The 24003-nt window shown below is 56.2% G+C and carries 20 protein-coding genes; 10 read left to right on the top strand and 10 right to left on the bottom strand.

Going from position 1 to position 24003, the window contains the following annotated elements; genetic code table 11:
• Nucleotides 1–601: 601 nt before the first annotated feature.
• The gene (locus CU103_RS08030) at nt 602–1114 is read right to left on the bottom strand and encodes a Hint domain-containing protein (protein ID WP_170116995.1); all 513 of its coding nucleotides are present in this window, start codon (nt 1112–1114) and stop codon (nt 602–604) included.
• A 171-nt stretch (nt 1115–1285) separates the two neighbouring features.
• Between CU103_RS08030 and CU103_RS08035 the strand changes: the two genes are divergently transcribed.
• The gene (locus CU103_RS08035) at nt 1286–2506 is read left to right on the top strand and encodes an adenylate/guanylate cyclase domain-containing protein (protein ID WP_106663899.1); all 1221 of its coding nucleotides are present in this window, start codon (nt 1286–1288) and stop codon (nt 2504–2506) included.
• Between the two features lie 404 nt (nt 2507–2910).
• On the opposite strand, the gene CU103_RS08040 is transcribed toward CU103_RS08035, so the two are convergent.
• Both CU103_RS08040 and CU103_RS08045 read right to left on the bottom strand, forming a co-directional pair.
• Nucleotides 2911–3930, bottom strand: a complete 1020-nt coding sequence (locus CU103_RS08040) for an NAD-dependent epimerase/dehydratase family protein (RefSeq protein WP_106663403.1) — start codon at nt 3928–3930, stop codon at nt 2911–2913.
• 18 nt (nt 3931–3948) lie between these two features.
• Nucleotides 3949–4245, bottom strand: coding sequence for a hypothetical protein (locus CU103_RS08045; protein WP_106663404.1), 297 nt, complete (start codon nt 4243–4245; stop codon nt 3949–3951).
• 391 nt (nt 4246–4636) lie between these two features.
• Here CU103_RS08045 and CU103_RS08050 point away from each other — a divergent pair, with 391 nt between their 5' ends.
• Together CU103_RS08050 and CU103_RS08055 are read left to right on the top strand one after the other, a co-directional pair.
• Nucleotides 4637–5263, top strand: a complete 627-nt coding sequence (locus CU103_RS08050) for a DUF4142 domain-containing protein (protein WP_106663405.1) — start codon at nt 4637–4639, stop codon at nt 5261–5263.
• Nucleotides 5264–5515: 252 nt separating this feature from the next.
• The gene (locus tag CU103_RS08055) at nt 5516–7795 is read left to right on the top strand and encodes a PBP1A family penicillin-binding protein (RefSeq protein ID WP_106663406.1); all 2280 of its coding nucleotides are present in this window, start codon (nt 5516–5518) and stop codon (nt 7793–7795) included.
• Nucleotides 7796–8202: 407 nt separating this feature from the next.
• Here the strand turns inward: CU103_RS08055 and CU103_RS08060 are convergent, their stop codons facing one another.
• Both CU103_RS08060 and CU103_RS08065 read right to left on the bottom strand, forming a co-directional pair.
• Nucleotides 8203–8553, bottom strand: coding sequence for a hypothetical protein (locus tag CU103_RS08060; RefSeq protein ID WP_106663407.1), 351 nt, complete (start codon nt 8551–8553; stop codon nt 8203–8205).
• A 142-nt stretch (nt 8554–8695) separates the two neighbouring features.
• Nucleotides 8696–9607, bottom strand: a complete 912-nt coding sequence (locus CU103_RS08065) for a glycosyltransferase family 8 protein (RefSeq protein WP_106663408.1) — start codon at nt 9605–9607, stop codon at nt 8696–8698.
• 226 nt (nt 9608–9833) lie between these two features.
• On the opposite strand from CU103_RS08065, the gene CU103_RS08070 reads away from it, so the two are divergent.
• Complete coding sequence (locus CU103_RS08070) at nt 9834–10142, top strand: hypothetical protein (RefSeq protein ID WP_106663409.1); 309 nt, start codon at nt 9834–9836, stop codon at nt 10140–10142.
• 26 nt (nt 10143–10168) lie between these two features.
• Here the strand turns inward: CU103_RS08070 and CU103_RS08075 are convergent, their stop codons facing one another.
• The 5 genes from CU103_RS08075 to CU103_RS08095 all read right to left on the bottom strand — a co-directional run bounded on the left by CU103_RS08075 (nt 10169) and on the right by CU103_RS08095 (nt 16703).
• Complete coding sequence (locus CU103_RS08075) at nt 10169–11620, bottom strand: hypothetical protein (RefSeq protein WP_106663410.1); 1452 nt, start codon at nt 11618–11620, stop codon at nt 10169–10171.
• A 78-nt stretch (nt 11621–11698) separates the two neighbouring features.
• Nucleotides 11699–13072, bottom strand: coding sequence for a polysaccharide biosynthesis/export family protein (locus tag CU103_RS08080; RefSeq protein WP_245448668.1), 1374 nt, complete (start codon nt 13070–13072; stop codon nt 11699–11701).
• An 86-nt stretch (nt 13073–13158) separates the two neighbouring features.
• On the bottom strand, nt 13159–14163 hold the full coding sequence (locus tag CU103_RS08085) for a glycosyltransferase family 2 protein (RefSeq protein WP_106663412.1): 1005 nt from the start codon (nt 14161–14163) through the stop codon (nt 13159–13161).
• Nucleotides 14160–15899 carry a GumC family protein gene (locus CU103_RS08090; RefSeq protein WP_106663413.1) on the bottom strand — a complete coding sequence of 580 codons (1740 nt, stop codon included), beginning with the start codon at nt 15897–15899 and terminating at the stop codon, nt 14160–14162. The genes CU103_RS08085 and CU103_RS08090 overlap by 4 nt, the downstream gene beginning before the upstream one ends.
• Nucleotides 15900–15992: 93 nt before the next feature.
• Nucleotides 15993–16703, bottom strand: coding sequence for a sugar transferase (locus tag CU103_RS08095; protein ID WP_106663414.1), 711 nt, complete (start codon nt 16701–16703; stop codon nt 15993–15995).
• 337 nt (nt 16704–17040) lie between these two features.
• Between CU103_RS08095 and CU103_RS08100 the strand changes: the two genes are divergently transcribed.
• The 6 genes from CU103_RS08100 (at nt 17041) to CU103_RS08125 (ending at nt 23992) form a co-directional block, all read left to right on the top strand.
• Nucleotides 17041–18372 (top strand): glycosyltransferase family 4 protein, encoded by a 1332-nt coding sequence (locus CU103_RS08100; RefSeq protein ID WP_106663415.1) that lies wholly within the window; start codon nt 17041–17043, stop codon nt 18370–18372.
• Nucleotides 18369–19613 carry a glycosyltransferase family 4 protein gene (locus CU103_RS08105; RefSeq protein ID WP_106663416.1) on the top strand — a complete coding sequence of 415 codons (1245 nt, stop codon included), beginning with the start codon at nt 18369–18371 and terminating at the stop codon, nt 19611–19613. Before CU103_RS08100 ends, CU103_RS08105 begins: the two co-directional genes overlap by 4 nt.
• 126 nt (nt 19614–19739) lie before the next feature.
• Nucleotides 19740–21221 carry a lipopolysaccharide biosynthesis protein gene (locus CU103_RS08110; RefSeq protein WP_106663417.1) on the top strand — a complete coding sequence of 494 codons (1482 nt, stop codon included), beginning with the start codon at nt 19740–19742 and terminating at the stop codon, nt 21219–21221.
• 45 nt (nt 21222–21266) lie between these two features.
• Nucleotides 21267–22094, top strand: coding sequence for a glycoside hydrolase family 16 protein (locus tag CU103_RS08115; RefSeq protein WP_106663418.1), 828 nt, complete (start codon nt 21267–21269; stop codon nt 22092–22094).
• Nucleotides 22095–22460: 366 nt separating this feature from the next.
• Nucleotides 22461–23147, top strand: a complete 687-nt coding sequence (locus CU103_RS08120; protein ID WP_106663419.1) for a Crp/Fnr family transcriptional regulator — start codon at nt 22461–22463, stop codon at nt 23145–23147.
• Between the two features lie 344 nt (nt 23148–23491).
• A complete protein-coding gene (locus CU103_RS08125; RefSeq protein ID WP_106663420.1) occupies nt 23492–23992 on the top strand; it encodes a hypothetical protein in 501 nt (166 codons plus the stop codon).
• Nucleotides 23993–24003: the final 11 nt, after the last annotated feature.

Here is a 24003-nt window from a genome sequence, read left to right on the forward strand (position 1 = left end):
TTGAACTTTGGCTGACCGGGCTGTTTGGGTCCCCCACGACCTATGCCGACCGGTGGACCTGCCGGCAGCCGTAGAATACCTCCAATCTGCCAAAACGACATCGGACCAAAGGCCTAACGGTAACAACCAAAAGGCCTATAGCCGGTTGTGTATAATGTAAATGCCTGCCTCTTTGGCTTCAATGAAGGCGTCCCGTGCGGGCCGTGCAAGTGACCTTTTCCTCCCAAGCCTCCAGGCATTGCTTAGCCCCCACGAGCCACAGCGCAGCTATGCCAACGGACTTGATGTTTTTCGTCTTACCAGGTCAGTTGTGATGGTCATACTGGGGAATGGAAGCTGGTGCGCACCTGCACACCCCAGCTCTCCGTTTCTTCGTCATCCGGTGGTCAGGCTCGGGGCGCCCCTTTGGTGTTTCACCGTCCAAACTTGAGTAAATTGCAAGGATCAATCAATTGGTTCGCGCTCAGCTGGTAAGCTACCCGGGCGCGTCGCAATCCTCTCGTAAGCCACTTGGATCGGGTCGTGCACTTGAACAAACCCCGAGATACTACGGCTGAGAAGTGCCTTTAGGTGCTCGTGCTCGTGCTCGCGTTCGCCATCGTCACCCACGATCGGCGCGAAAGGTGTCACAGCAAGGCGCGAGTGGCCAGGACAGCCGCTCATAGTCGGCAAAGTTCGTGAAGTTCTCATGGTTACCGTCCTTGAGCAGGAAGGACTGGGCAGGAGCACTCTGCGTCGCCCCAATCACTTCATGCGTGTCGAGCATGCTCTGCAGATATTCTGTCCTCTCACGCTCTGCAGGGCGGGCAGGGGCTATCGAGATCCCGTTGACCAGCTCCTTTACCCGGATGAGAACCCCATCAATCAACAGAGCGTGGTTGGGAGAGATAAAAATCCCGGTGCGGCCTGCGATCATCGAGGGCGTGGCGGTCGGGGAGCCCATCCTCGGCGGCAGGGGGCAGCACTGTTCATGTGGGCCGACGCCGTCTTCGGACTCGGATGCAGGTGGCGGGAAATCGCCTCTGGGGGCGAGGCCATCACCTGCGCGGTTGTTACCAGACGCTAATCCGAGCGCCACTGCAACAGGCAAGGCCATGGCGGCCGTTTGCAGCATTGCACAGCGGGTCCCCATGCTCGTTGGTAAGACCCAGTGGTTTAAGAGCGGTGTCACGTTTGAAGGACACGTTGCCCGAAAGGGCCAAGTCCTTCCTCCCTTTGAGGTACTATGATTGCGTCGCAGAATGACTACTGTGCCTTACTATCGGTGTCGAGCAGGCTGAGGGCAATGCAATATATATCGCGGACCGCTCTGTCTTCCTTGACGGGGTGCGGAGAAGATCAGCTTCTACAATTTGAGGCGGCTGGCATAATCGGAAGAAAAACGGATTATCTTCTTGAAGACGCGGATAGGATTCGCGTTGCACTTGCCTTGCATGAAGCGGGCATATCCTTGGACACATTAGCCAAAGCAATTCGAAACAAGGTATTCGCGCTCGACTTTGCTGCGCAGATTATGTTCGACCCGGTCTACCTGTCGACGACATCGATGGAGAGGGCGCTCGACGGTTCGGATGTCACGCCAATCACACTGAATAATTTGAGGGCTGCGGCCGGTCTTCCTCGCTTGTCAACAGAGCAGGTTCTGCGCGAGGACGATGTCGAGTTGCTTAACCTCATTACTGAATGTCGCCGACTGGGCATTTCCGACCTGGCAATGACGAGAGTATTGCGTGCCTTTGGGCAATCAACACACCGCGTTGTGGAAACAATGCGCGATTTGTTCCGCAGTGAAGTCGAAGAGAGAATGCTGAATGCTGGAATTCCACACGCTCAGATGCTTGACGCTGCAGCTGCCAAACGACTCGAGCTACAGCGGATAGGGTTCAAAGTGTTATTTATGCTCCAGCGTCGCCTGCTGGAAGAATCGGTCTTCGATAACATTGTCTCACGCATTCAGGAAGCTCTTTGCGAGAGCGGTTTGGAGACAGGGCCTGATGTCGATTTACCAACCGTTGCTTTCGCTGATCTCTGTGGTTTCACTGAATTGACACACGAACTTGGCGACATGAAAGCAGCCGAACAGGCAGCTCGCTTTGAAGCCTTTACACAGCAAATTGTCTCTCATGTCGGGGGTAGATTGGTTAAGGTCCTCGGAGACGGCGTGATGGTACTTTTCCCAGAGCCAACCGCAGGGCTGACCGCCTGTCTAACATTGGTGGACTCGGCCGAAGAGGCCGGTCTCCTGCCGGTGCGCGTTGGCTTGGTCACAGGCCAGGTTGTGCCGCGAGACGGTGACATTTTTGGGCAGACCGTGAATTTGGCCGCGCGGATTACCAGCGTCGCAAACCCCGCACAAGTAGTCGTTTCCGAAAGTGCAATGGTAGCCGTCGCTACCAACAATCCGGAAATGTTTAGTTTCGCGGCCCTGGAACCCACCGTGCTAAAGGGTCTGCCAGGTCGCTTTTGCTTGTTCTCGGCGGAAATCGCCTCGTCATACGAATCGTGAGCGGAGGCCTGCTGGAGTTGTTTGGATGGCAAACGCAATGCTGTCTGCATTAGGCTCCAGTCTTGGTTTGAATAGAAGCTTTTTGGTAGGATTGACTACCCATAACGCCCTCCCGCAGTTATGGCGGGAGCTCATAGCAGCTCTCAAGCGCGGTTCGCCGTTAACAGGTCCAGCGAGGGATACATTAAAAAACTCATGTAAGCTTGCGGCAATGTCATATCGGCCAACAGTCAATTCAGCGCGACCTTCGAGAGCCTGCTGGCAGAGCCGGAGCAGGCGGAGATCGACCAAGCATAGCGCTAGGCCGCGCCATCACGCTTGGCCGTACCGCTTGTGCGAAGTTCAAGTCTACGCCGCCGCCAATTGTCCGTTTCACTGGATTCCATTTCAAGTGCCTCACGTCCTCAAGCTCTAGCGTTAAGCGACGCCGGGATTATAGGACGCGATGACCGACAGAGGTGTTCTATCTGACGCACAGGATCCTCGACCGGCTGCCACCCTGTAGCTTCTAGTTTGGCAGACGAGGCCACGAGGTCGCGGCCGAGCCTTTTCCTGCGCTCGCCTTGGCCAGTTAGCGTTGCGGCGAAATCCAATAGCGCCGCGGGGACCGCAAATAGCAATTCGCGTCGGCCCATGCCACGCCGCATGGCGGCCACCATTTCTCCGAGGGTTACCGGACGCCGGTCCGCCACGATGAAAGTCTCGCCGTCCGTCTTTGGCTCTTTGAAGCTGTGAAGAATCGCCGCACAAAGAGCGCCGCGGTCGAGAAGCGACCTCTTGCCCGGCAGCGACTTCAAGGGAAGCAAGATGGGCAGCGCCGCAAGGCGCATCAGCTTCCCAAGATTCCCTGTTGCGTTTGGTCCGTAAACAAGAACTGGTCGAAGGATGGTGTAATTGCGGCGAGGCATGCCAGCGGCGATTTCTGCCTCCGCGGCGAGTTTTGTCTGCCCGTAAAACTCTGTCGGCTGTGGCGGATCACTTTCCCGAAGAACGCCGTCGAACACACTGCCGCACTGCGCCCGGATTGATGAGGTGAAGACGAACTTTCCGTTGATCCTTTTGTGAGCGGCCTTGGCCAGCTTTGCCGTCAAAACACAATTGGCAAGGTAATACTCGTCGTTGGAGACCGCTCGCTTGGCGTGATGAATAGCTGCCAGATGGACGACATGATCAACGCCATCCAGGAGAGCTTCAAATGCGCTTTCGGGCGCATTCGCGTCCGGCAAGGATACGGATGGCGAAGCGCTGCTTACAGATCTTCGCGACGCGCTGACGATACAGTAACCAGCAGCTTCGAGTTGTCTAACCAGTTCGCCGCCGATAAAGCCGGACGCCCCGGTTACGAGGATGACTTCCCGGTGTCGATTGATGTTATTCCCGGGAAATCGGTCTAGAATTGTATCGTGCAAAAGTGAGGTTGCCATGTGTTTTGTCTTTTCTGTTTACCCCCAAGCGCCTCCCTGCTGCCGTGCAAAAGAAGCGACGCTGTTCCAAAGGGCCGGGTATGGAGAACATTTGACAATTTGAGATGGATACTGGCCAAAGGTCCATTCGTCTCCAGCGGACAGGCACTCAAAGACGTCAGGCGCCGCGATGAACTTATTTGAATCCGCCAACAAGTTTTTTACCATGGCCGAAGCGAGGTGCTGGTCCAAAAGCCCGATCAGCACGGAGGGGTTCTCGATGATGATGGCTGACCGGGCTTTTTGGCTCTCCTTGCCGGCGGGACGAGCCGGCATCACAAGTATACCCCCAATCCGGGAAAGCGACATCGGACCAAAGGCCTAGGCGGCGATGGTCAAAAGGCCCACAGCCGGCAAACGCCTGGCTTTTGGCCGCTGCATAATGGTGTTCCGACGGGGCCGTGCACGAGGTCTTTTCCAGCAAGCGCACAACACATGTTTGTTTTGCTTGTTGGTGTTGCTCCGCTTCTTATCGGCCAATGCGAAATCAACTCCTCCTGTGAGCCTCAGACTATGGTCCGATGGAGTCCGTCAAAGGTCTTACCCTTGATCGGACTGAAGTCCAGGTACGGAACTAGCCATTCCGTTCTGGCGTTTTTCCCCTGATTTCGCCGCTTTAAGTGACGCGCGTGAAACAGTTTTTATCCATTTCGGCAGGGAGGAACCAGTGACCCTAAAGGTGTCGGCCGCCAATTCAAATCGTGCTCCGCTCATCACCAAGCCGGGGCTGCTGGGTCTACTGAGATCTGGTTGGACAATGAGGGCTGCTGTTGGGTTTGAAAAACCATCATTATCGGTAAAGATGAAATTCTCGGTCGTCTTGCTTGTGGCCGGGATTATTGCCCTCGCGAGTGCGTTTGCAACGGACGCGAAAATCACCAACCGACAGCAGTTCGGGGAATTGGCGACTGTTGCAAATATGTTCGAGGTCCAGTCGAGCGAACTCGCCCTGAAATACGCAGTCGACGCAACTACCAGAGAATTCGCGAAGCATATGATCGCGGATCATTCCAGGGCCGGCGAAGACATCAAAGCTGCTAGCGAAGCCGATAAGGTTGCAATACCGACACAGCTTGATGACCATCATCAGGCAAAAGTGGATGCACTTGCAGTGGCGAAAGGGTCGGACTTTGATAAGGCCTACCTGTCGCAGCAACTGCAGGCGCACCAAACAAGCCTTGCTCTTTTTTCTGTATATTGCACGAGTGGGGAGGAGGGAGAGCTGAAAAAGTTCGCAGCAAGAGCGCTACCTGCTCTGACCCAACACCTTGCCGAGGTGAGAAAACTGAACTGAGGGTTCTTTTATCGCCTGACCCAGATGCAAAGGTTCAAACGAGGTGGTTGCGAGCGATCTGGGTCGTATGCCGTGCGCTAGGCTATCCCTGGTTGTGTTTTTGCCGATGCCAAATTCCAGGCCGTGCATATTGCCGCTCAGGCGCTCGCAACATTGAAAAAGTGCCTGCGCCAACTGCTGAGATCGCCTTCAAACGCCGGATCTATTATTCTCTGACTTTTTCACTTACCGAGGGAATTAAAGAGAGCACGCATGGAAGAGAGTCCAACCGTATCGGACGGCACTGCCAGGACCGAAGGGCACGATGAACCAAGGTCTCACGAGACGCGAGATGCCGCGTCAGATGGTGCGGCGTTTGCGCGGACGCGAACAGCGCTTACCGCACTCGGTCGGGCACTACGGTACGATTTGTCTATCGCGTCGCGTCTGGCGGCCAAAAAGCTCCGAGCAGCCGGCAGCGGGGCCCTGTTGCGGATACGGGACATCGATTTGCAAGCCGCGAAGACTAGAGCCGCCGAGGCAGCGGCCCGCTCGGCGGCAGTTTGGTCGCGGGTAAAACTTTGGCATTTCCGCTCGACTGACAAGCGAGCTGTCGGAGAGAAGCAGTTCCGCTGGCGAGCGCTTGGGTTGCTGAGCGCAGCAACGGCTGGCGCATGTCTTGTGTTCATCGTTATCCTCTTTGCCTGGGCATTAAGCGACGTGCCATGGGAAGAAATAGCAGAGGGCTCGCTGAAGCCGGTGGTATTGCTCGAAACGGTAGATGGCAAACCGCTGGTAAGACAGGGGCCGATCCAGGGACCCTTTGCGGCGAGAGAAGAATTTCCCCGTCATCTAATCGATGCGGTGCTCACCAGTGAGGATCGGCGTTTCTACGACCATTCAGGCATCGATCTGAAGGGCATTCTTCGCGCCTCGTTTAGGAACGTCCGCGCCGGCGAGGTCGTCCAGGGCGGCAGCACAATCACGCAGCAACTTATTAAGATTCTTTACCTCGAGCAGGACCGTACCTGGAAGCGGAAAATCCAGGAGGCGGTGATCGCATTCTGGCTGGAAAGGAAGCTAGGCAAGGACGAAATCCTTACGCGGTATCTCAACAATATCTATCTCGGCGCAGGCGCAACCGGCGTTCCTGCGGCGTCCCGCATCTATTTCGACAAGGAGGTGCGAGACCTCACTCTCGGTGAATCAGCCATGCTTGCAGGCATCATCCGGGCGCCATCACAGCTCAATCCAATCCGCAATCCAGAGGGCGCGCGTCGACAGGCGAGCCTCGTGCTCGACGCGATGGTCAAACGCGGCAAGTCCACCGCCGACCAGGCAAAGGTCGCGACTGCAAAATTTGCTGAACTTCATCCGGCCAAACCCGCGGCACGGTCGGGAGGTTGGTTTTCGGACTGGGTGATGCAGGAGGCGCGCGAGCTTGCTGGCCCTTATCGAGGTACAATAAAAATCAGAACCACGATGGTGCCGCGGCTGCAGGTCATCGCCGAAAAAGTAGTGGCCGAAGCGCTTAAACAGGAAGGCGCGGCAGCGGGTGCATCGCAGGCTGCCTTGATTGCAATGACGCCCGAAGGCGCTGTGGTAGCCATGGTTGGCGGGAGCGACTACGCCAAGAGTCCGTTCAACCGCGCGACGACAGCCATGCGGCAACCCGGCTCAGCCTTCAAACTGTTCGTCTACTATGCCGCGTTGAAGGCAGGCCTCACGCCTGGTGACTGGATCGAGGATGCCCCGATCGAGCTGAACGGATGGTCTCCCGAAAACTACGGCGGAGGCTATCGCGGACGCGTCACCATTGCAGAGGCATTTGCACGGTCGTTGAATGCGGCGACGGCGGCGCTTGCTATGGAGATTGGAATCGACCAGGTTATTGCTGCTGCGCGCGAACTGGGAATCGACGCAAAGTTGGCACAGACACCAAGTTTGGCACTTGGATCCTCGGAAGTGAATCTGCTCGACCTTACCGGCGCCTATGCTTCGATCAGAACAGGCATCGCTCCGGTCGAGCCGTGGGGGGTCGTGTCCTTCCACGCCGACGGCCAGCGCGCCTTCCGCGTCGGGCCGCCAAAGCAGCCGACGGCAGATATACGCCAGTACCAGCCGGACATGGTTGCTCTACTGAGGCTCGTTGTCGAACGAGGAACGGGCCGCGAAGCTGATCTCGGAGCCCTTTCAGCAGGCAAGACCGGCACCAGCCAGAACCATCGTGACGCCTGGTTTGTCGGCTTCACCGAGCCGCTGGTAGTGGGAGTGTGGGTTGGCAATGACGACGAGGCACCGATGAACGAGGTGACGGGTGGCAGGCTGCCGGCCAGGATCTGGCGAAATTTCATGCGCGCCGCCGCTGCCGAGCCTGCCGACAGTGCGCGAGACAGCGCAACTAATGTCACCGTGGATGGTTCTTCCGCCGACGGCGCCGAAGCCGCCGCCACCTGCAATTTTCGCGCCTGTGCCAGTGCTTATCGTTCATTTCGCCTAGCCGACTGTACCTTCCAGCCCTACCGGGGGCCGCGTAGATTTTGTGAGAAATAGCTCGCTTGCTTAGAAGCCTCCGATCCGTATGGGAGTCGAATATTATCGGCGAGTGCTCAGTGAGTTTTGCAAAAAAATTCCCAGCATCTGGAGACTGCCGGTGCCATTTCAGGTACTTAGTGCCAGCGCTGGCTTCAAAACCCGTCGTGACCGGAATTTTCAACCGATCGTATTCATAACTTCCGACTTGCACAAAAGTCACGGCGCTTCCGACAGTCAACAATCCGGGCTGTGAATTGGCGTCCTGATGCCTTTGCGGGCAACCCCTTCGAGCGACTGATTAAGCTCACTCACGGAAGCATGCCGAACAACGCGCAGCCCAGCTGTAGTTCCTTTCCGGTCGACATAGCGTTGTATCGCCTAGTAGGCTCTTACAACCGGTTCACATGGCTAGTCCGGTTTCGGATCTATTTGCCAATGCCATTCGCATTCTCAAATCTGGTTATGGCCTCGTCAATTTCCTGCATAAACGCCATCTGCTTTTCTAAGAAACCGATGCGCTGAGAAAATCTTGTAAGCGCCTGTGTGAAATCATCCACCTGGGCTGATGCTTCTTCTGTTTCACCCTCGTTCTGCATGTTCTCGAATGAAAATGCAGCATTGACTGCAGCATCTTCATATCGGCGGCGAAAGCCATCGCGCTCTCGTTCTGCCCCAACAACTGCATCCCTTATCGCCCGTTTAATGCTTAGTAGACGTGTGGCGTCTGATTGCCGATCCCTTTCGGGGTTTCTTGTCCGGAAGCCGAATAATCCCATCAATCACTCCCTTAGTTGGGACGCTTAGGACTCTCTTTAACAACTGTCCTGGATGTCGATACCGTCACCGTTGGAAACTGGCAATCAGGGCTGCTTTCTTTCTCTTCTGCCAATACGCTGTTGGGCGAAGCGACATTTACGATCATACGACGTAGTCCCCGACGAGCAGGCGTTGTAGGCGCGGCTGGGTGTCGTCCGATTGTACGGTGTGTTTGAGCCGTTCCAGGATCGAGCGATATTTGTATAGTATCAGACGATCGAAAGTTAATCCGCGATACAGCGCGTCGTAGAGCGCGTCAGACTTTCGCAAGTCGCGGTAAACCCGGTTTTCAGCATCGCTCCACGGAAAGAACGTACCGTGCCATGGCTTCGGATGCGCCATATAATGAACGATGGACAGCAAGGACATGTTCGCAAGATGGAGAAATTGTTTGGGGAAGTTCCAACGATTCGATACCATGATGAGTGCAGAGCCGCCTAAATAGTTCAGGGCGCCCTGATCGTGCTTGCCCTGACAGACCTCTGGATGCTTGAGGAAAATCTCCAATGCTTCCGGCCCGATCCAGCCGTTACGGTGAAACTTCAGGACGCCGGCGTTGAAATAGGAACTGTCTATTCCCGTGCGCAGGTAATCATCCATCGCCGTGTAATCCCGTGCCGCAAAGAACTTTCCTTCCGGAGCGAGGGCGTTTTCGAGCTCGGACAAATCGCCAATGATTTGCGTGTCGCCATCAAGATAGATGATCTGGGTATAGTTGGCGGGCAGTACGTCGCAAAGGACCAGCTTGGCCATCGTGCTGATGCTGATGCGTCCCTGGAAAAACGTTTCATCCAGTTTTCCAAGCCTCTCTCGTAATGGGGCTGTGGCATCGACCATATTGACCCCGCTGGTGGCAAGGAGGTTTTTCAGCTGGTCAAAATTGTCGAGGCGCTCGGACAAGAGGATCAAGACGTCGGTCGTTTCCCTGGTGAACTTGCGGGCCTGAAGTGCCGAAAGAATAGTCGGAAACGAGTATTCGACATCTGTAACATAGACGACGCATTGGCTATTCATGACACCACCTGCCTATGGCTCTATTGCCGATGCGCTCATGGTTGCGCGCATGACCATACTGTCGCATTGAAACGCGGTCCGTCATACTCTTGCCAATGCAAGCGCAAGAGCGCCCAGAAGAAAGCGGCTGGTTGACGACGATTTTTAAGCGCTTAATTATGGCATACTGGGAAGAGCTTATTATTAGCATCGGGCCGCTATTGGCGGACCCGCACAGCGAGGGGTAATGACAATCCTGAACGGCGCCATCATAGTCGTGTTGATTTCGATCGCCGCGGGCACAGCCATCCCTGTCTGGGGGTTTGCAATCTTTGCGTTTTTCGTGTCGATCGGCTGGGGGGGCGGCGTGTTCTACGCAGGGGGCTCTTCCTTGATTACAGCGACGATCTACAGCATCGGCGTGCTTGTGCTCATGGAGATCTCGTATCTGGCGGGCGTTTTCCTGTCGGGACTTTGGCGCCGTGCGCGCAAAGCTCCAACAAATGGTCGGGTGGCCGACCCGGCGCAGGCGACCAGCAAGCACCGCCGTAGTTGACTCCGAGGAAAGGATCATAAAGCAGGTCATCGGACAACGAGCATCGGCGATGCCTCCCGGGGACGCGCGCTTGTCGGCGATCCGCTCGCATATCGCGGTAAGGCCTGCGGCGCGGCCAAGCAACCGGTTGCCAGTCCGGCCAAAATGCTGAACAGCAAGCCGAGATCAGTACCGCTTCCGGAGATCATTGCCACAGCGATCTGCGCGACAGACGCAAACACAGCAGCCATTCCAATCGCTCGGTCCTGCCCATTACCGGATGAATGCAGCCGTGCAGCAGTCAAGAGATTGTACAGGAAGGCGCCAAAAAGCAGTGTGCCGCATAGTCCGACATTGGACAGCAAAGCGGCGATGAAACTTGACGCCCGCACTGTCCCCAGCCCTGCGCCGAAAGTGGAAGTGTCCACGAAGGAGATCAGCGCCAGGGTGTTCCAAGCGGTGCGTTCTTCGCCCGATTGAGAATCGAGTTTGTTTGTGAAAGTAGCATCAAGGAGTGCAGTGATGGAATTCCAGACATCTGGCATCTGCATGAGGGTGACGATTCCACAGGGAACAATGAACAGGGTGACGATGAGGAAGCTCGCATGGGGAGGACCGGCCCGACCGCCGAGCAGGCGCCTCACGCTGAATAGCACGAGGATGCAGACAACGAACAGACCACCAATATACGCCGTTGTCGATGTGGAGATCAGGATTGTGACGCCAATGAATGCCGCCGCCAGTCCCGCCAAGCGGCTCGGAAAACGTTCCAGCCAAAGCATGAACGTGAATGAAAAGAGAACCAACGCCGTGCCAGCATAGGTGCTTGCTTCGGGAAAGGAGCCGACAATGCGTTTAAAACCGGCGATTGTCTCGGCCGTATGCATCGTATAGTTGGCATTGCGTATGAAATCGAGCAGTTGCGAGTGGCCGGTCAAATATGTCGCAATATCCAGAATCGCCAGGACGAGGCATGCGATTGTCGTCGCGACCAGGCTTCTTGCAATCACCGGCGCATAGCCGAGCCGTGTGAGCCCGGCGGCTGCGGCAAAGCAGGCAAGGTCGCTGAGGAGATATATGGCCTGAGTAACATTGGACGAACCTGGAGAGAGCGGGGAGGCCACCGTCGACATCGTCCCCAGCGCGTCGCGTGCGGACGAATACACCAGGGTCGCCCCTGCAAAGATTCGCGGCAGAAAGAATGCTGATGCAACGGAGAACAGGACGTAGGCGGCAAACCAAAATCCGGGCCCCGGATAGGCAATGCTGACCAAGGCTGCCTGAGTTTGGACGGGGCGCAGTAAAACACTTGCTATGAAAAAGACGAGCATGAGATGGCCTGGTTGGATGCTGGCACCGCCGAGCCAAGGTAGCTGGAGCGCGGCCGCCGCCCCGAACAGCGTCGACAAACAAAGTGTCCAGATGGCTAATCGCGTGCCATAGGCAACACCAAAAATACCCAACAGCACTACAATATATCCCAGCGGTTCCATTATCATGCTTCACGACCCGATCTGGAAAGCCACATCGCCGACCGCCTTGGTGCCGCAATGAGAAGGCAGTGGGCTCCGAGAACTTCAATCACGGCCGCGGCTTCCTTCGATTGCGCTTGACAAATCAGGGCGGGACGACGGGTGCTTTCGGGTTACGTTGGCGGCAACTGACTGCGATGGGGGCGACGGCGGCGACGAAGAGAATTCTTCGGCACTGGCGCCGACACCGATTTCAACGAGGTCGTGCGGCAGTAAGGCAGTTGTCTCACTTGCCTTGATATCGCGATTGGACCCGTCGTCGCTGCGCCGTACCACTTTGAACGACTTTTCTGCTTTTCCAAGGGTCATGGCGTCCGCTCCGCCCTGCACTGGTTCAGCACTATATCCTGCATGCTCGCCAAGCAGTTGCGCGATCTGCATTTCGACAGCGGCCTTTCTGATAGCCAGATTGGTCGCGTTCAGCTGTTGTTGGGTCTCGGAATTTTGCTTGTTAATTATCTTGGCCTTTTCGCGCTCGCTGTCTCTGAGCTCTTGGCGAGCTTTTGTCAGCGCAACTTCGATATCGAGCATTGCGCTTTGGGCGTCGGCCAGGTTCCTGTCCGAAGAAAACTGGCGGGCATTGTTCGACAGGCCCTTGCGGGTAAGGCTGCTCACGGCATCCAGCTCTTCCTGTGCAAGCGAGATCTGTCGCGTTTGCGTGACGACTTTGGCTTCGAGCGACTTGATTTCCTGGCTATAGAGGCGGCTGAGATCATCTGCTGCAGCGATCTGACTCGCGGCTTCGACACGCCGGAGCCGCATCAAGTTGGCCTCGTCCGCCTTCAGTTTCTCCACATCTGGCGTGCCCGCAAGTTCAGGGGGAATCGCAAAATCCTGTTCGCCAGCGGCCTCGGCGCGCAGACGTGCCTGTTGCATCAGGAGATCGCGCCGCTTGAGGTTAGCAGCCTGATAGTCACCCGCCGCCTGAATCCGGTCGCGCTCGAAGTAAGCAGCGTTACCGTCGCGTGGGCGCATGAAACCGCCAGCGAGGCTTACCGCCTTCATGACAGTCATATTTGTTTCAAAGGGATAGCGTCCCGGGGTCTGCACGTATCCTGTTACAAAGATCGGGGCATGTTCCTCGATCTCCAAGGCTACAAATGGCTTTCCGGGAAGATTGGCATTTGCAGCCAATGCGTTAGCAATATCGTCCGCGACTTGTTCAGTTGTCTTCCCTATCGCCTTTATTTGTCCTGCTATCGGGATCGAGAGATTGCCCGTGTCATCAACTTGATAGGCCCCCTGGAGCGCCTCCCAGCCCATATACTGAGGAGTTTCAGAATTTTGCCAATCGACAACGCGCAATTTAACCTTGTCTTCGGTGACAAGTGTGTAGGGGTCGGCATGCGCTACTCCCGAAAAGGTGATGCAGGAGAAAACAAGCAGGAGAAGGCAGACAATGGGCAAGCGAACTGACACAATCCGAATTCTCGAGTGTGCCTGATAAGGTGTTGCGCTTGGCTGACGATCGAGTTCGATCGAAGAATTGCATGGCATGGCGTCTGCTACCTCCGCCTTGTTTCTCTAGGTGACAAAAGCATTTCCCGAAGTGAGAGATTATCGAGTTTAAGGATCTTGGATGGATGCGCGCGACCTCTGAGCAGGTCAGTCAGGGCGATTATGTTACCGGCGACGCGCCCCCACCGATCGATTGTTCCGTCGCCAAACAGGGTGCCAAACGCGTTTGCCGTGATGTTGCGGCTTATCTGGGCAAATGCACGCGTCTTCGACATGGTCCCCTTCCTGATTAAATATGCGGGATTGGCAATCTGGGAATAACCCAGCCTCAACCCAGGCTGGCGACCCGATTTGACTCCAAGATGAACGCCGCGCGCGCCCTCGACTCGAACGGACCGTCCGTGACGGGCCATGGTTCTGCTGAAGTCGACGTCCTCGAGCCAGCCATGAAGTGGGAGCTGTTCGTCAAAGGCAAGGCGGTGCTGAACCACGGAAGACAGGCGGATGACCATGTTACATCCGTAGGCATTGTAAGTATCCGCCACGATTGCGGGCCGCTCGGCGGCGGTCGCGATGACTTCCAGCGCATCGGTCAGGGTAAGGCCCCCGCAAAGGATGCCATCGGCCAAGACCTCGCCCGTTGCGATCATCACATTTGGTTCTTGGGCGAACACCTCCTCCATGCGGGGTATGAAGTGCGGGGCTGGGATGAAATCATCATCCAGAAAGACCAGAACATCGGCGTAGCGGGCTGCTACCTGGAGAATCCGGTTGCGCTGGCACGTCAAACCTCTTGGGGCGAGCATGAGTTCGACGCCAGGACAATCGGCAAGGCCGGCGGCATCCTCGCTGTCTGGCACGCAAACGAATATCCGTTCTGGGCGATTTTCCAAGCTGGTAAGATAGTCGACAGTCTTTCGCAAAACCGCCGGGCGTCTCGCCGAAGCTATGCCAACGGCAGTCCTGATCTGAGGGCCTGCGCGCGTAGCCGCAGCCACGACTGGTTCGATTGTTCCCCCTTGTCCGGTAATATCTGCGATAGCCACGGTCATGACTCCATTCTCAGGGGTGCCTTGTTGATGACTGCGCCAAGCACGTCGGCGCCAACATTCCGCAGGCTGTCGATAGCTCTGATAGCCTCGTCGATGGACGTGCGCCCGTGCCAGGTTATGACCAAGACCGCATCCAGAAGAGGCGCGATCGCATTGGCGTCGGCCGATTCAGAGAAGGGCGAGATATCGACGAACACGGCGTCATATACTTTTTTCAGGCTTTCGAGATTCAACTGCGTGCGGCAGGAACTCAAGCGCATAGCTGGAGTAACGCCCCGCACAGTGCCGAGCGGGAGAAATCGCAATGTGGGCATGACGGGCAATATCGCCTCGCGGAGAAGTTCGGCATCATCGAGAACGTTGGCAAGGCCTATCGTGCTATCGGGCGCAATCGAACCGCTGAGGGATGGTTTGTCAGCGGCCGCATCGATAAGAAGTGTACGGGATCCCGACTCGGCGCATAAGACTGCAAGCTCGCAGGCTATCGTCGATGCTCCGCTCCTTCGATTGACACCGACGATTCCAATGACAACGACCTTTCGCTTCCGCCGGAGCCCTACCATCGTTGCACTTAGTTCCGCCATGCCCGGTATGAACGGATAGGTAATGGCGCTGCCGCTGTCAGCCTCGGCCGCCAAAAACCCACCGGGTCGACCCTTCCGGGTTTTCCCCGAATTTGCCAGCGATGTGACGAAGGGTACGCCCGCTGCATCTGCGAACCGTCGGACCCGAACGATACGGCGGTCGCCGGCGTGGCGAATCATGCCGAGCATCGCACCCGCACTCGCTCCCAACACAGACGCAAAGCCGATAATGAGTGCACTGCGCGGCCGTGCCTTGGAAAGCGGCGAGGTCGCTGGCGAAACGATCGTGGCATCAGATACGGGGTCGGATATGCGCTGCTTGGCCTCGGAATATTGTGTAAGAGTACTCTCATAGAGCGCGCGGCGGGCCGCAGCGGCACTTTGCAGTTCTACGAGCTTGAACTGATCACGCGGGTTACTCTTGAAGCCGGCAAGGTCATTGGCCGCGTCGGTCAGTCCGCGCTGTTGTTCGACCAGGAACTTTTCCAGCCAATCGCTATACTGCTGAGAGGCCTGGGCCTTCATCAGCACATTTTTCCGGATGTATTCCCGCGCAACGGTATCGGCAATTGCCACAGCCTTTTTGGCGGTGGATGCGGAGGCCGAAATCTCGAGGATCATCGAATGCCCGATCTGACGCATTGCCACGTTGTTTCGCAATCTGGCAATGGCGCGATCTGATTTGTTCGTTGCTCCTGCCGCAGGGCCTGTCGTCCCCCGTGACTCCGGATCGTCGGTCAAACTCCGCGCCAGCCAATCCTTTCCGGTGTCAAGCAGCGAAGGTGCGCTGCGGGCAAAATCGGGGTCGTTGGCGAGGTCGAGCGATTTCGCCGTTGCACCGAACACATCGTTGGACCTGGCAATTTCCAACTGGGCCTCCAGAAATGCGTCTTCGGCGAATGCCTTCTGCGCTTCAGAACCATTCAGCTTAGGAGAGACGAACAGCTGCGTGGTCGCAATATAAGTGGGCTGGGCAATCAGGAGGTAACCCACAGCCATCGCGACGAAGATGCTGGTCGTAATGACGATCCATCGCCACCGCATCCGTAAGAAAAACTGTATGTCCCGGAGGGTCAGTGGCGAGCTCTCCCTAGGGCTCGCGCTGGGCAAGGATATCGACGAAACACCGCTGAATGTGTGGCTGGAAGTCATTTCATTCTCATCCAAAATCGCTGGTGGCCATATGCTTCGCTTGGGAAAGCGGAGAGGTCTGGACAGGTAGGGAGCGTTCTCCTTTGAGCAGGGCTAGTACGAGCCGCGGTGCGAAAACAGGACCGGAACTGTCTTCGCCATGATCACAAAGTCCCAGGCGAGCGACCAGTTTTGGAGGTACTGAACATCAAGACTGACGCGTTGCTGGTAGCTGACATCGTTGCGTCCGCTGATTTGCCAGTGCCCCGTCAGGCCCGGGCGGCCGGCCATATAGGACCAAACATGCTCTCCATAAAGGGGGAGTTCCTCGCAGGTGATTGGCCGTGGGCCCACGAGGCTCATCTCGCCCCGCACGATGTTGATCAGTTGCGGGAGTTCGTCGATGCTTGATTCACGCAGGATTCCGCCGACGACCGTAACTCTGGGATCGTTCTTTAGCTTTCGGGTTGCCTCCCATTCAATTTTCGCTTCTGGATTCGCATTCAGCAATTCCGTGAGATGAGCGCCTGCATCGGTTTTCATCGTGCGAAACTTGAGACATTTGAACGAAGCGCCGCCCAAGCCAATCCGGGTGTGAGAATAGAACACCGGGCCCCCATCACTGAATTTTACGATAATCGCTACTATCAGGAGAAGCGGCGAAAGCAGCAGCAGCGCGGTACTCGCGATAATAACGTCCACAATACGCTTGGAGGATCTGCCGATCGGCTCGGATATGGCCCCCCGCTGCCTTCTTCCTTGTTCGGTCTTTGCGACGCCTGACCAGGATTTGCCAACTTCAATTCGCTGTGCTTCCCACGTCATCAATCGTCTCCCAGAATGTTCCGGTTAGATCCAAAGCTTGATGCAGCGCAACCGGGTTGTCTGTGACCGAGGTCATAATCGAGGATAAAAATCGATGCTAATAAAGTAATAGAGCACAGAAAGTCGCTTCGATAGTTAGTCTAGACTAGATCGAACGGATTAGTTCTAGATAATTCGATCTAGATTTATAGATGTTCTGTCTGTCAATTCGAGGCGAACTTTGGATTGAGACTTCACGCGTGAAATCATTAATTCAATTGGATCGATGGATCTTGGACACCAACACGAAGACAAGAAGCGAGTTAGTATAGTTGCCGACGACTTTTGGAGAGCCCCGATGAGCGATAGAAGCCAAGTTGGTCGTGATCCAAATCGCTCGGCTCGTTCGGCGATAGGTGTTGAACGCGTGGTCATTATCGATGATTACTCCACCGCGCGAGGTGGCGCGACCGCGCTGTCGCTGCTTTCCGCCAAGCTTTTTCGAAGCTCCGATATCCCCGCGACTTACATTTGCGGCGACGACGGCGTAAATGCAGAGCTCGCCGCGATCGGGGTCTCTGTTATTCCACTTCACGGCCGCGATCTGATGAACGCCGAACGTACCAAAGCCTTCGTTACCGGCATCTACAACATCTGTGCGGCACGGATGATCGCGGCGTGGATTCTTGCAAACGACACTCCACACACGGCCTATCACGTTCATGGTTGGTCCAAGATACTATCGCCGGCGGTATTCAGTGCGCTGGGGCCTGTGGCCAGACGATGTGTGGTGCACGCCCACGATTTCTTCATGGCTTGCCCCAACGGCGCGTTCTTTGATTACCAGGCGCAAGAGATCTGTCTCCGACGTCCGCTTGGAGTTGGCTGCATGGCGACCACCTGCGATAAGCGAAGCTATCCGCACAAATTATGGAGAGCGGCCCGGAGCTGGAATGTCGTTCGCCTTTTAAGAAATCATGGCGAATTCGGCAGAATTATCCTGCCGCACGAAAAAATGGCGAGCTTCTTCCTTAAGGCCGGCTTTCAGCCCGAACGCCTGAAAACAATCCGTAATCCAGTCGCTCGATTTTCTGCCGAACGCGTTGCGGCGGAGAGCAATGACGAGTTCATCTTTATCGGCCGCCTGGACGAGGAAAAGGGTGTGGAAGACGCAGTGGCCGCAACGCGCAGAGCAGGCGCAAGGCTTTGCGTAATTGGTGACGGGCCACTCATGAAGCGGGTTGCAACAGCTGGAGAACACGTCAGGACTCTCGGCTGGAAGTCGCATGCGGAGATCGGATCAATCATCCGCCAGGCGAGCGCACTTTTGATGCCCTCGCGCTATCCTGAACCCTTTGGCCTCGTCGCCATTGAAGCGGCCGGGTGCGGTATCCCCGTCATCCTGTCTCGAAGTGCGTTCCTTGCCGAGGAGATGCAGGCGGCAGGCATAGCGCTTTCATGCGATACCAAGGACGAGCGGGCCTTCTCAGATACTTTGACGACATTTCGGCGAATGCCAAAACACGAGGTTCGCCAGATGAGCGAGCGGGCCTTCCGGCTGTCGCAAAACCTCGCATCGACGCATGAAGAATGGCGAGACGCGCTTCTTGCACAATACAGCAGCTTGACTTCCGAAAGTATGGCGCTCCGGCCGTCGGACGCGCTGATTGTATCAGGAGCCTCGAGATGACCTTGGAAGCGAGCACACCACTGCCGAAAGCGATGGCGTTTCTGACAGATCCACCAACGGTGGCGCCAAGTTCAGCCGGCAAAATCCGCAGCCGAAGCGAAACGGAGCATCTTCGCGTGGCCATTGTGCATTATTGGCTCGTATCGATGCGCGGTGGCGAGAAGGTGGTTGAGGAGCTTTGCCAAATGTTTCCGCACGCCGATATATTCACCCTCGTCTGCGACCCGGAGCGCCTCAGCGACCGTTTGAAGAGACGCAACATTCGCACCTCCTTTCTGCAAAAGATTCCCGGTGCGAAACGCCACTACCCAAAAATGTTGCCGCTGATGCCCTTCGCGCTCGAGCAATTCGATCTGCAGGATTATGATCTGGTGTTGTCGAGCGAATCCGGGCCAGCAAAAGGCGTGATCACGCGGGCAGATGCCCTTCATATTTGTTACTGTCATTCGCCGATGCGCTACATTTGGGATCAATTCCATGTGTACCAACGTGGGCTTCCGTGGCTGGGTCGGGCGTTGATGTCCGTCACTGCTCCAATATTGCGGGCGTGGGACGTGACGACCGCTTCAAGGGTAGATGTCTTCGTGGCGAATTCCAACTACGTGGCGAGCCGGATACGGCGCTATTACGATCGCGAGGCCGCGGTCATCCATCCACCGGTTGCAATCGAAGATTTTGCGATTCGCGAGGGCAGGGGTGAGTTCTATCTCTATGCGGGGCAGCTGACGGCCTACAAGCGTCCCGATATTGCCGTTCAGGCTTGTACCGAGACAGGCAGGAAATTGGTCGTGATAGGCGAGGGTGAGCAAGCAGCTTTCCTGAAGTCGATCGCCGGACCCAACGTTGAATTTCTGGGCCACCAACCCGTCCACGTCCTGAGCGACCATCTCGCACGGTGCCGCGCCTTGTTGTTCCCCGGAACGGAAGATTTCGGAATTCTGCCTGTGGAAGCAATGGCATCGGGGCGGCCAGTTTTGGCTTATGACGCCGGCGGTGCACGGGAGACCGTCTCCACACCCCATGTCGGTTTTCGCTTCGCACCGCAGAGCAAAGAGGGCCTGATTGAAACGATGGCAGCGTTCGAGGCGGTCGAAGACGATTTCGATCCAAATGCGATCCGCGCCCATGCCGAGAAATTCTCCTCCGCGGTATTCCGAAATCAACTCACCGCCCTGATCGAAAATGAATTGTCCAGGCAAACCGAACCCTCCGCTCATTCTATGCCAAGATGGTCGAGCTGATGGCCTGCGCATTGTGCAGTCAGGGCATTGTGGGTCCTGATCCGTCGCGGGCTGCGCTCGGAATCGTTCGGACCCCCGAGAGATTGATTGGTTTATTGCAATCCAGTGCAATCGACGAGGTTAGTCGTGTCAAGCGTATCGCATAGGACTGCCACCGCGAGTCTCTGGACCATTGGCGGAAAATTGTTGGCGCGAATGCTGGATTTCGTGAGCCTGCTGGTGCTGGCGAGGCTTCTGAGGCCAGAAGATTTCGGCCTGGTCGCCATAGCAACGTCGGTTTTGGTAATAGTCGAAGCAATTCTCGACCTTCCGCTGAATCAGGCTTTAATCCGTCAGCCCGCCCTCACAGCACGGATGCTTGACACCGCCTTTACCCTGGGCGTCCTTCGGGGGGCGGCCATAAGCCTTACAATGGTCACCATCTCCTGGCCGATCGCTTTTTTCTACGGCGACCCGCGACTTGTCCCGCTTGTCGCCACTCTCTCCATCGCGCCCACCATGCGCAGCCTCATCAGTCCTCGCATGGTTCTTTTCATGCAGCGCTTTGATTTCAAGCGCGAATTCGCGCTTGATATCATTACCAAGGCAGCGACGCTCCTATTCGCGGTGAGTGTAGTACTGACGACGGGCAGTTACTGGGGATTGGCTATCGGAGCGATCGCGGGACCATTTGCCGCGGCAATTACCTCGTATGTCTTCGCACCGATGCGTCCGCACCTGACCCTCTCCGAGTGGAGCCGCTTTCAAGACATGATTGGTTGGAACACAGTCTCTCAAATCTTGAGCTCCATTAACTGGCAACTGGATCGGCTTCTGCTGCCCCGCTTTACGAGTCTGTCGATGTTTGGCGCTTTCAGCGTGGCGGACAATCTTGCCGGAATTCCGCATCAAACTTTTGTGGGGCCGTTGATGCGCCCCCTGATGGCGGCATTTTCAAGTGTAGAGGAACATCGCAAGCTGGTGGCAGCCTATCTCAAGGCGACAAGCGCCATCACCTTGGTCGCTGCTCCCGTTCTCTTGATAATCGCCTTTCTTGCCGAGCCGATCGTGCGCATCACTGTCGGCGAGAACTGGTCCCTTGCCGCCCCCATTCTTCGATGGCTCTGTGTAGTCAGCGTGATGGGCCTTCCATCAACCATGATGCCGGCGCTGGCGATGGTGTTGGATAATACTCGCTACGTTGCGTTCAGGATGTTGGTGGAGTTCGCTGTAAGAGCACCTTTGACGCTCGTGGGCATAGCCTATTTCGGGCTCGTAGGAGCAATCGTTGCTCGACTCATGGCAATGTTCGTGGCCTATGCCGCGTCAATGGTCATCGCAAAACGGCTGATCGGAGCGACGTGGGGCGCACAACTCCATGCTTTCGTTAGACCGCTTGCCGCGACCCTGCCAATGATCGGCTTTCTGGCCTGCGTGGAGCCCATGCTGGCGCCAATGCCTGTGGGCCTCAACCTTATCGCCGGTTTGACGTTGTGCGGCGGAGCTGCGCTGCTGATCTTTTGGGCCGGTGCATTGCTGCTTTGGCAACTCGCCGAAAAACCCGATGGCCTTGAAGCCATCGTCGTTCAGAAACTTTCGCCACGAAGGAAGAAAGCGATCACCTCGTGATCGAAATCATTGACGCCTGGATTGGCATCTTCGGAGGAGCAAAAGATGCATCGCTCTTTATCTGCCAAACGCTTTATGACCGCTGCTGCTTTCATGCTCCTGGTCGCAATCGACCAGCCCGCGCGCGCGCAGGAGCAGATCGACATCGCCAAGTTCGACATGACGTTGGAGGAAAACTTCGACAAGCTGGACGTATCCCCCTGGGGTGAGAACGGCTCACGCTGGATTGCTCACACACCTTGGAACGGTGATTTCGGCGATGCCCGTTTCACCGACCCTACAGACGGATTTCCCTTCACCGTTGATGCCGGAGTTCTGCGTATCGAGGCTCGCAAAGGACCCGATGGAAAATGGCGTTCGGGCCTTCTGGCGTCAACGAATCCCAAAGGACAGGGCTTCTCGCAGCAGTTCGGTTACTTCGAGGCGCGCATGAAGTTGCCACCGGGAAAGGGAGTCTGGCCGGCTTTCTGGCTGATCGGGATCGATCGCTCGAAGTTGACCGCAGAAATCGATGTGATGGAATATTACGGCCGGGTTCCGTACGAATTCAGTAGCGGCTATCACATCTGGCGCGCGAGCCACGGTGGTAAGGATTCCACGGACGGCCATTGGACTACGGTCGAAGATGGAACATTGAGCAACGAGTTTCATACCTATGGGGTAGAAATCAAACCGGAGAAAACAACGGTTTACCTTGATCGCAAGTCCATATGGAGTTTCGACACGCCGAGGGAGTTCCACATGCCATTCTACCCGTTGGTAAATCTAGCGTTGGGATCGGGATGGCCGATCGATGAGACGCCAAATCCCTCCTATTTGCTCGTAGACTATATTCACGTTTACAAGCGAAAGGCGCCAGATACCGCCGATTGACCTAGCGCTCGAAGAAGAGGCGTTAATGTCGTTTTTGTGGCGACGACCAATCCAGGGAGCAACGGTGATCTTCGCCGCAGTTGTCGCATCTGGCGCATTCGTCTCGCGCTTGCCGCTGCCGTCATGACGTTTTCGCGTTCTCGTGTTGCCGACCTTAGGTATAGGACCGATGCCGCATTGCAAACTGGACTAAAGTCCGATTTCGGCACAGCCAATATTTGGTAGGAATGACGCCTGCATTTTCTGCCGCGGTCGGCTGCGCATTGGAACTTGCCGGGGCGATCGCACCCAGAGGGGACTCTCGACCACTAGTGGACACTCTGAAGCATCCGCTAGGGCCACCAGATTGCGTTTGGGAGTTTGTCCATGGACGGATTGATTCACACGCTAGATTACGGCACCGCCGACACAGCGATTTCAGAAGTTGATGAATTACCTTTCCCCCGTTCGAGCGCTCGCAGCTTCCGTCGCGGAGAAGTCATAGCGAGGGCAGGTTTTCTAGCTGACATGTTTGCTCGCGTGGAGCGCGGCTTTGTCAGCGCGAGAACGACCTTGGCCGACGGCAGGGAGTTCATTGTCGAAATTGTTCCCAAAGGCGGGTTCATCGGCGAAGTTGAGGTGCTGCACCGTGAGGCCTCAAATCTCGAATACCAGGCTAGTTCAGATTGCGAACTGCACTTTTTCGAAGGTCGCTTGCTCCGCAAAGCCTGCGCGAGCGATCCGAACTTTCAGGCCAAGGTTTTTTCCAGGGCACTGACGCGCGTTGCGGAGCTCGAGCTGCGCATCGTCTCGAATGCCGCATCATCGTTACAGTCGCGGCTTGCTAGCGCGCTGCTGCGCCTCTGCGCTGTCTACGGCAGCGAAGCGCCGAGTGGCCCGGACGAATTGACTATTTCGCAACACGACCTGGCCGCAACGCTACCGGCTTCCCGCGAAAAGGTGAATCAGTGTCTGCGCCGCCTTCGGGAGAACAGGATAATCGACGGAGCTCAAGGCAAGATTTACATTCTCAACCGGAGTGCGCTGGAAGCCTATGCCGAAGGCGGATCCTAGTGACATAGTGCTCACGAGCCTGTTGTTGCTTGGCGACTGTGGGCAGGAGGTCGGCCAAGCGGATTGAAGCGCAGTTCGGTAGACCCGACCACCAGGTGACTTCCAATTTCACAGGAAGTCCCTTGCGGGCTTTATCTCGGCCCGTTGCGAACCAATCCTCTTTTAGTCGGACGCTTTTCGACTTTTCTGGCCGTGCACGACGACGGAAACGCTGTCGAGACTGAACCGCATCTCGCTTGGAGCGTTGAGGCTTGTAGAAGAGGTGATCGTGAAGCCAAAGACAACACAGCCATGGTTTGGTGCGGAGATGTTTACGACTTTCTGACATACAGAGCGAATTTGCTATGGCCATATCAGTATCCAATATCTCAGCTGGACCGTACAGCACCACCCCCACAGGAGGTATACGCAAGGCGGTTTTCGTTCTTTGTACGATCCTTCTGACGGTTCTCACTGTTCTAACGCCTTACGAAATCACCTTCGATAATCGAACGCTCCATTTGCATGCCACCCAGCCTGCATTGGCAAAAGATGCCGGTAAGGGCGGCGGCAATGGCAATGCCGGCGGAAACAAAGGCAACGGCAATGCCAAGGGTCAAGGCGGAGCGAACGGAAGTCTCAGTAACAGCGGCAACGTAACAGGAGGGACAGTCAGCCAATCCCCGGCCGAATCGCGTGACAGCGTGCGCATTGGGGCGCCCGCCAGAAAGGTTCGACACGCCAACGGTATGATGGAAGCGATTGTAAACGGCCGTTACGTGATGAAGGACGCAAGAGATCGTACGATCATCAACCGCAAGGCAACACCAGCCGATGAGGTGAGGCTGCAATCATTTTCCCACTGAACAACGACCCA

The sequence above is a fragment of the Phyllobacterium sophorae genome, from assembly GCF_003010965.1.
Lineage (GTDB): Bacteria > Pseudomonadota > Alphaproteobacteria > Rhizobiales > Rhizobiaceae > Phyllobacterium > Phyllobacterium sophorae.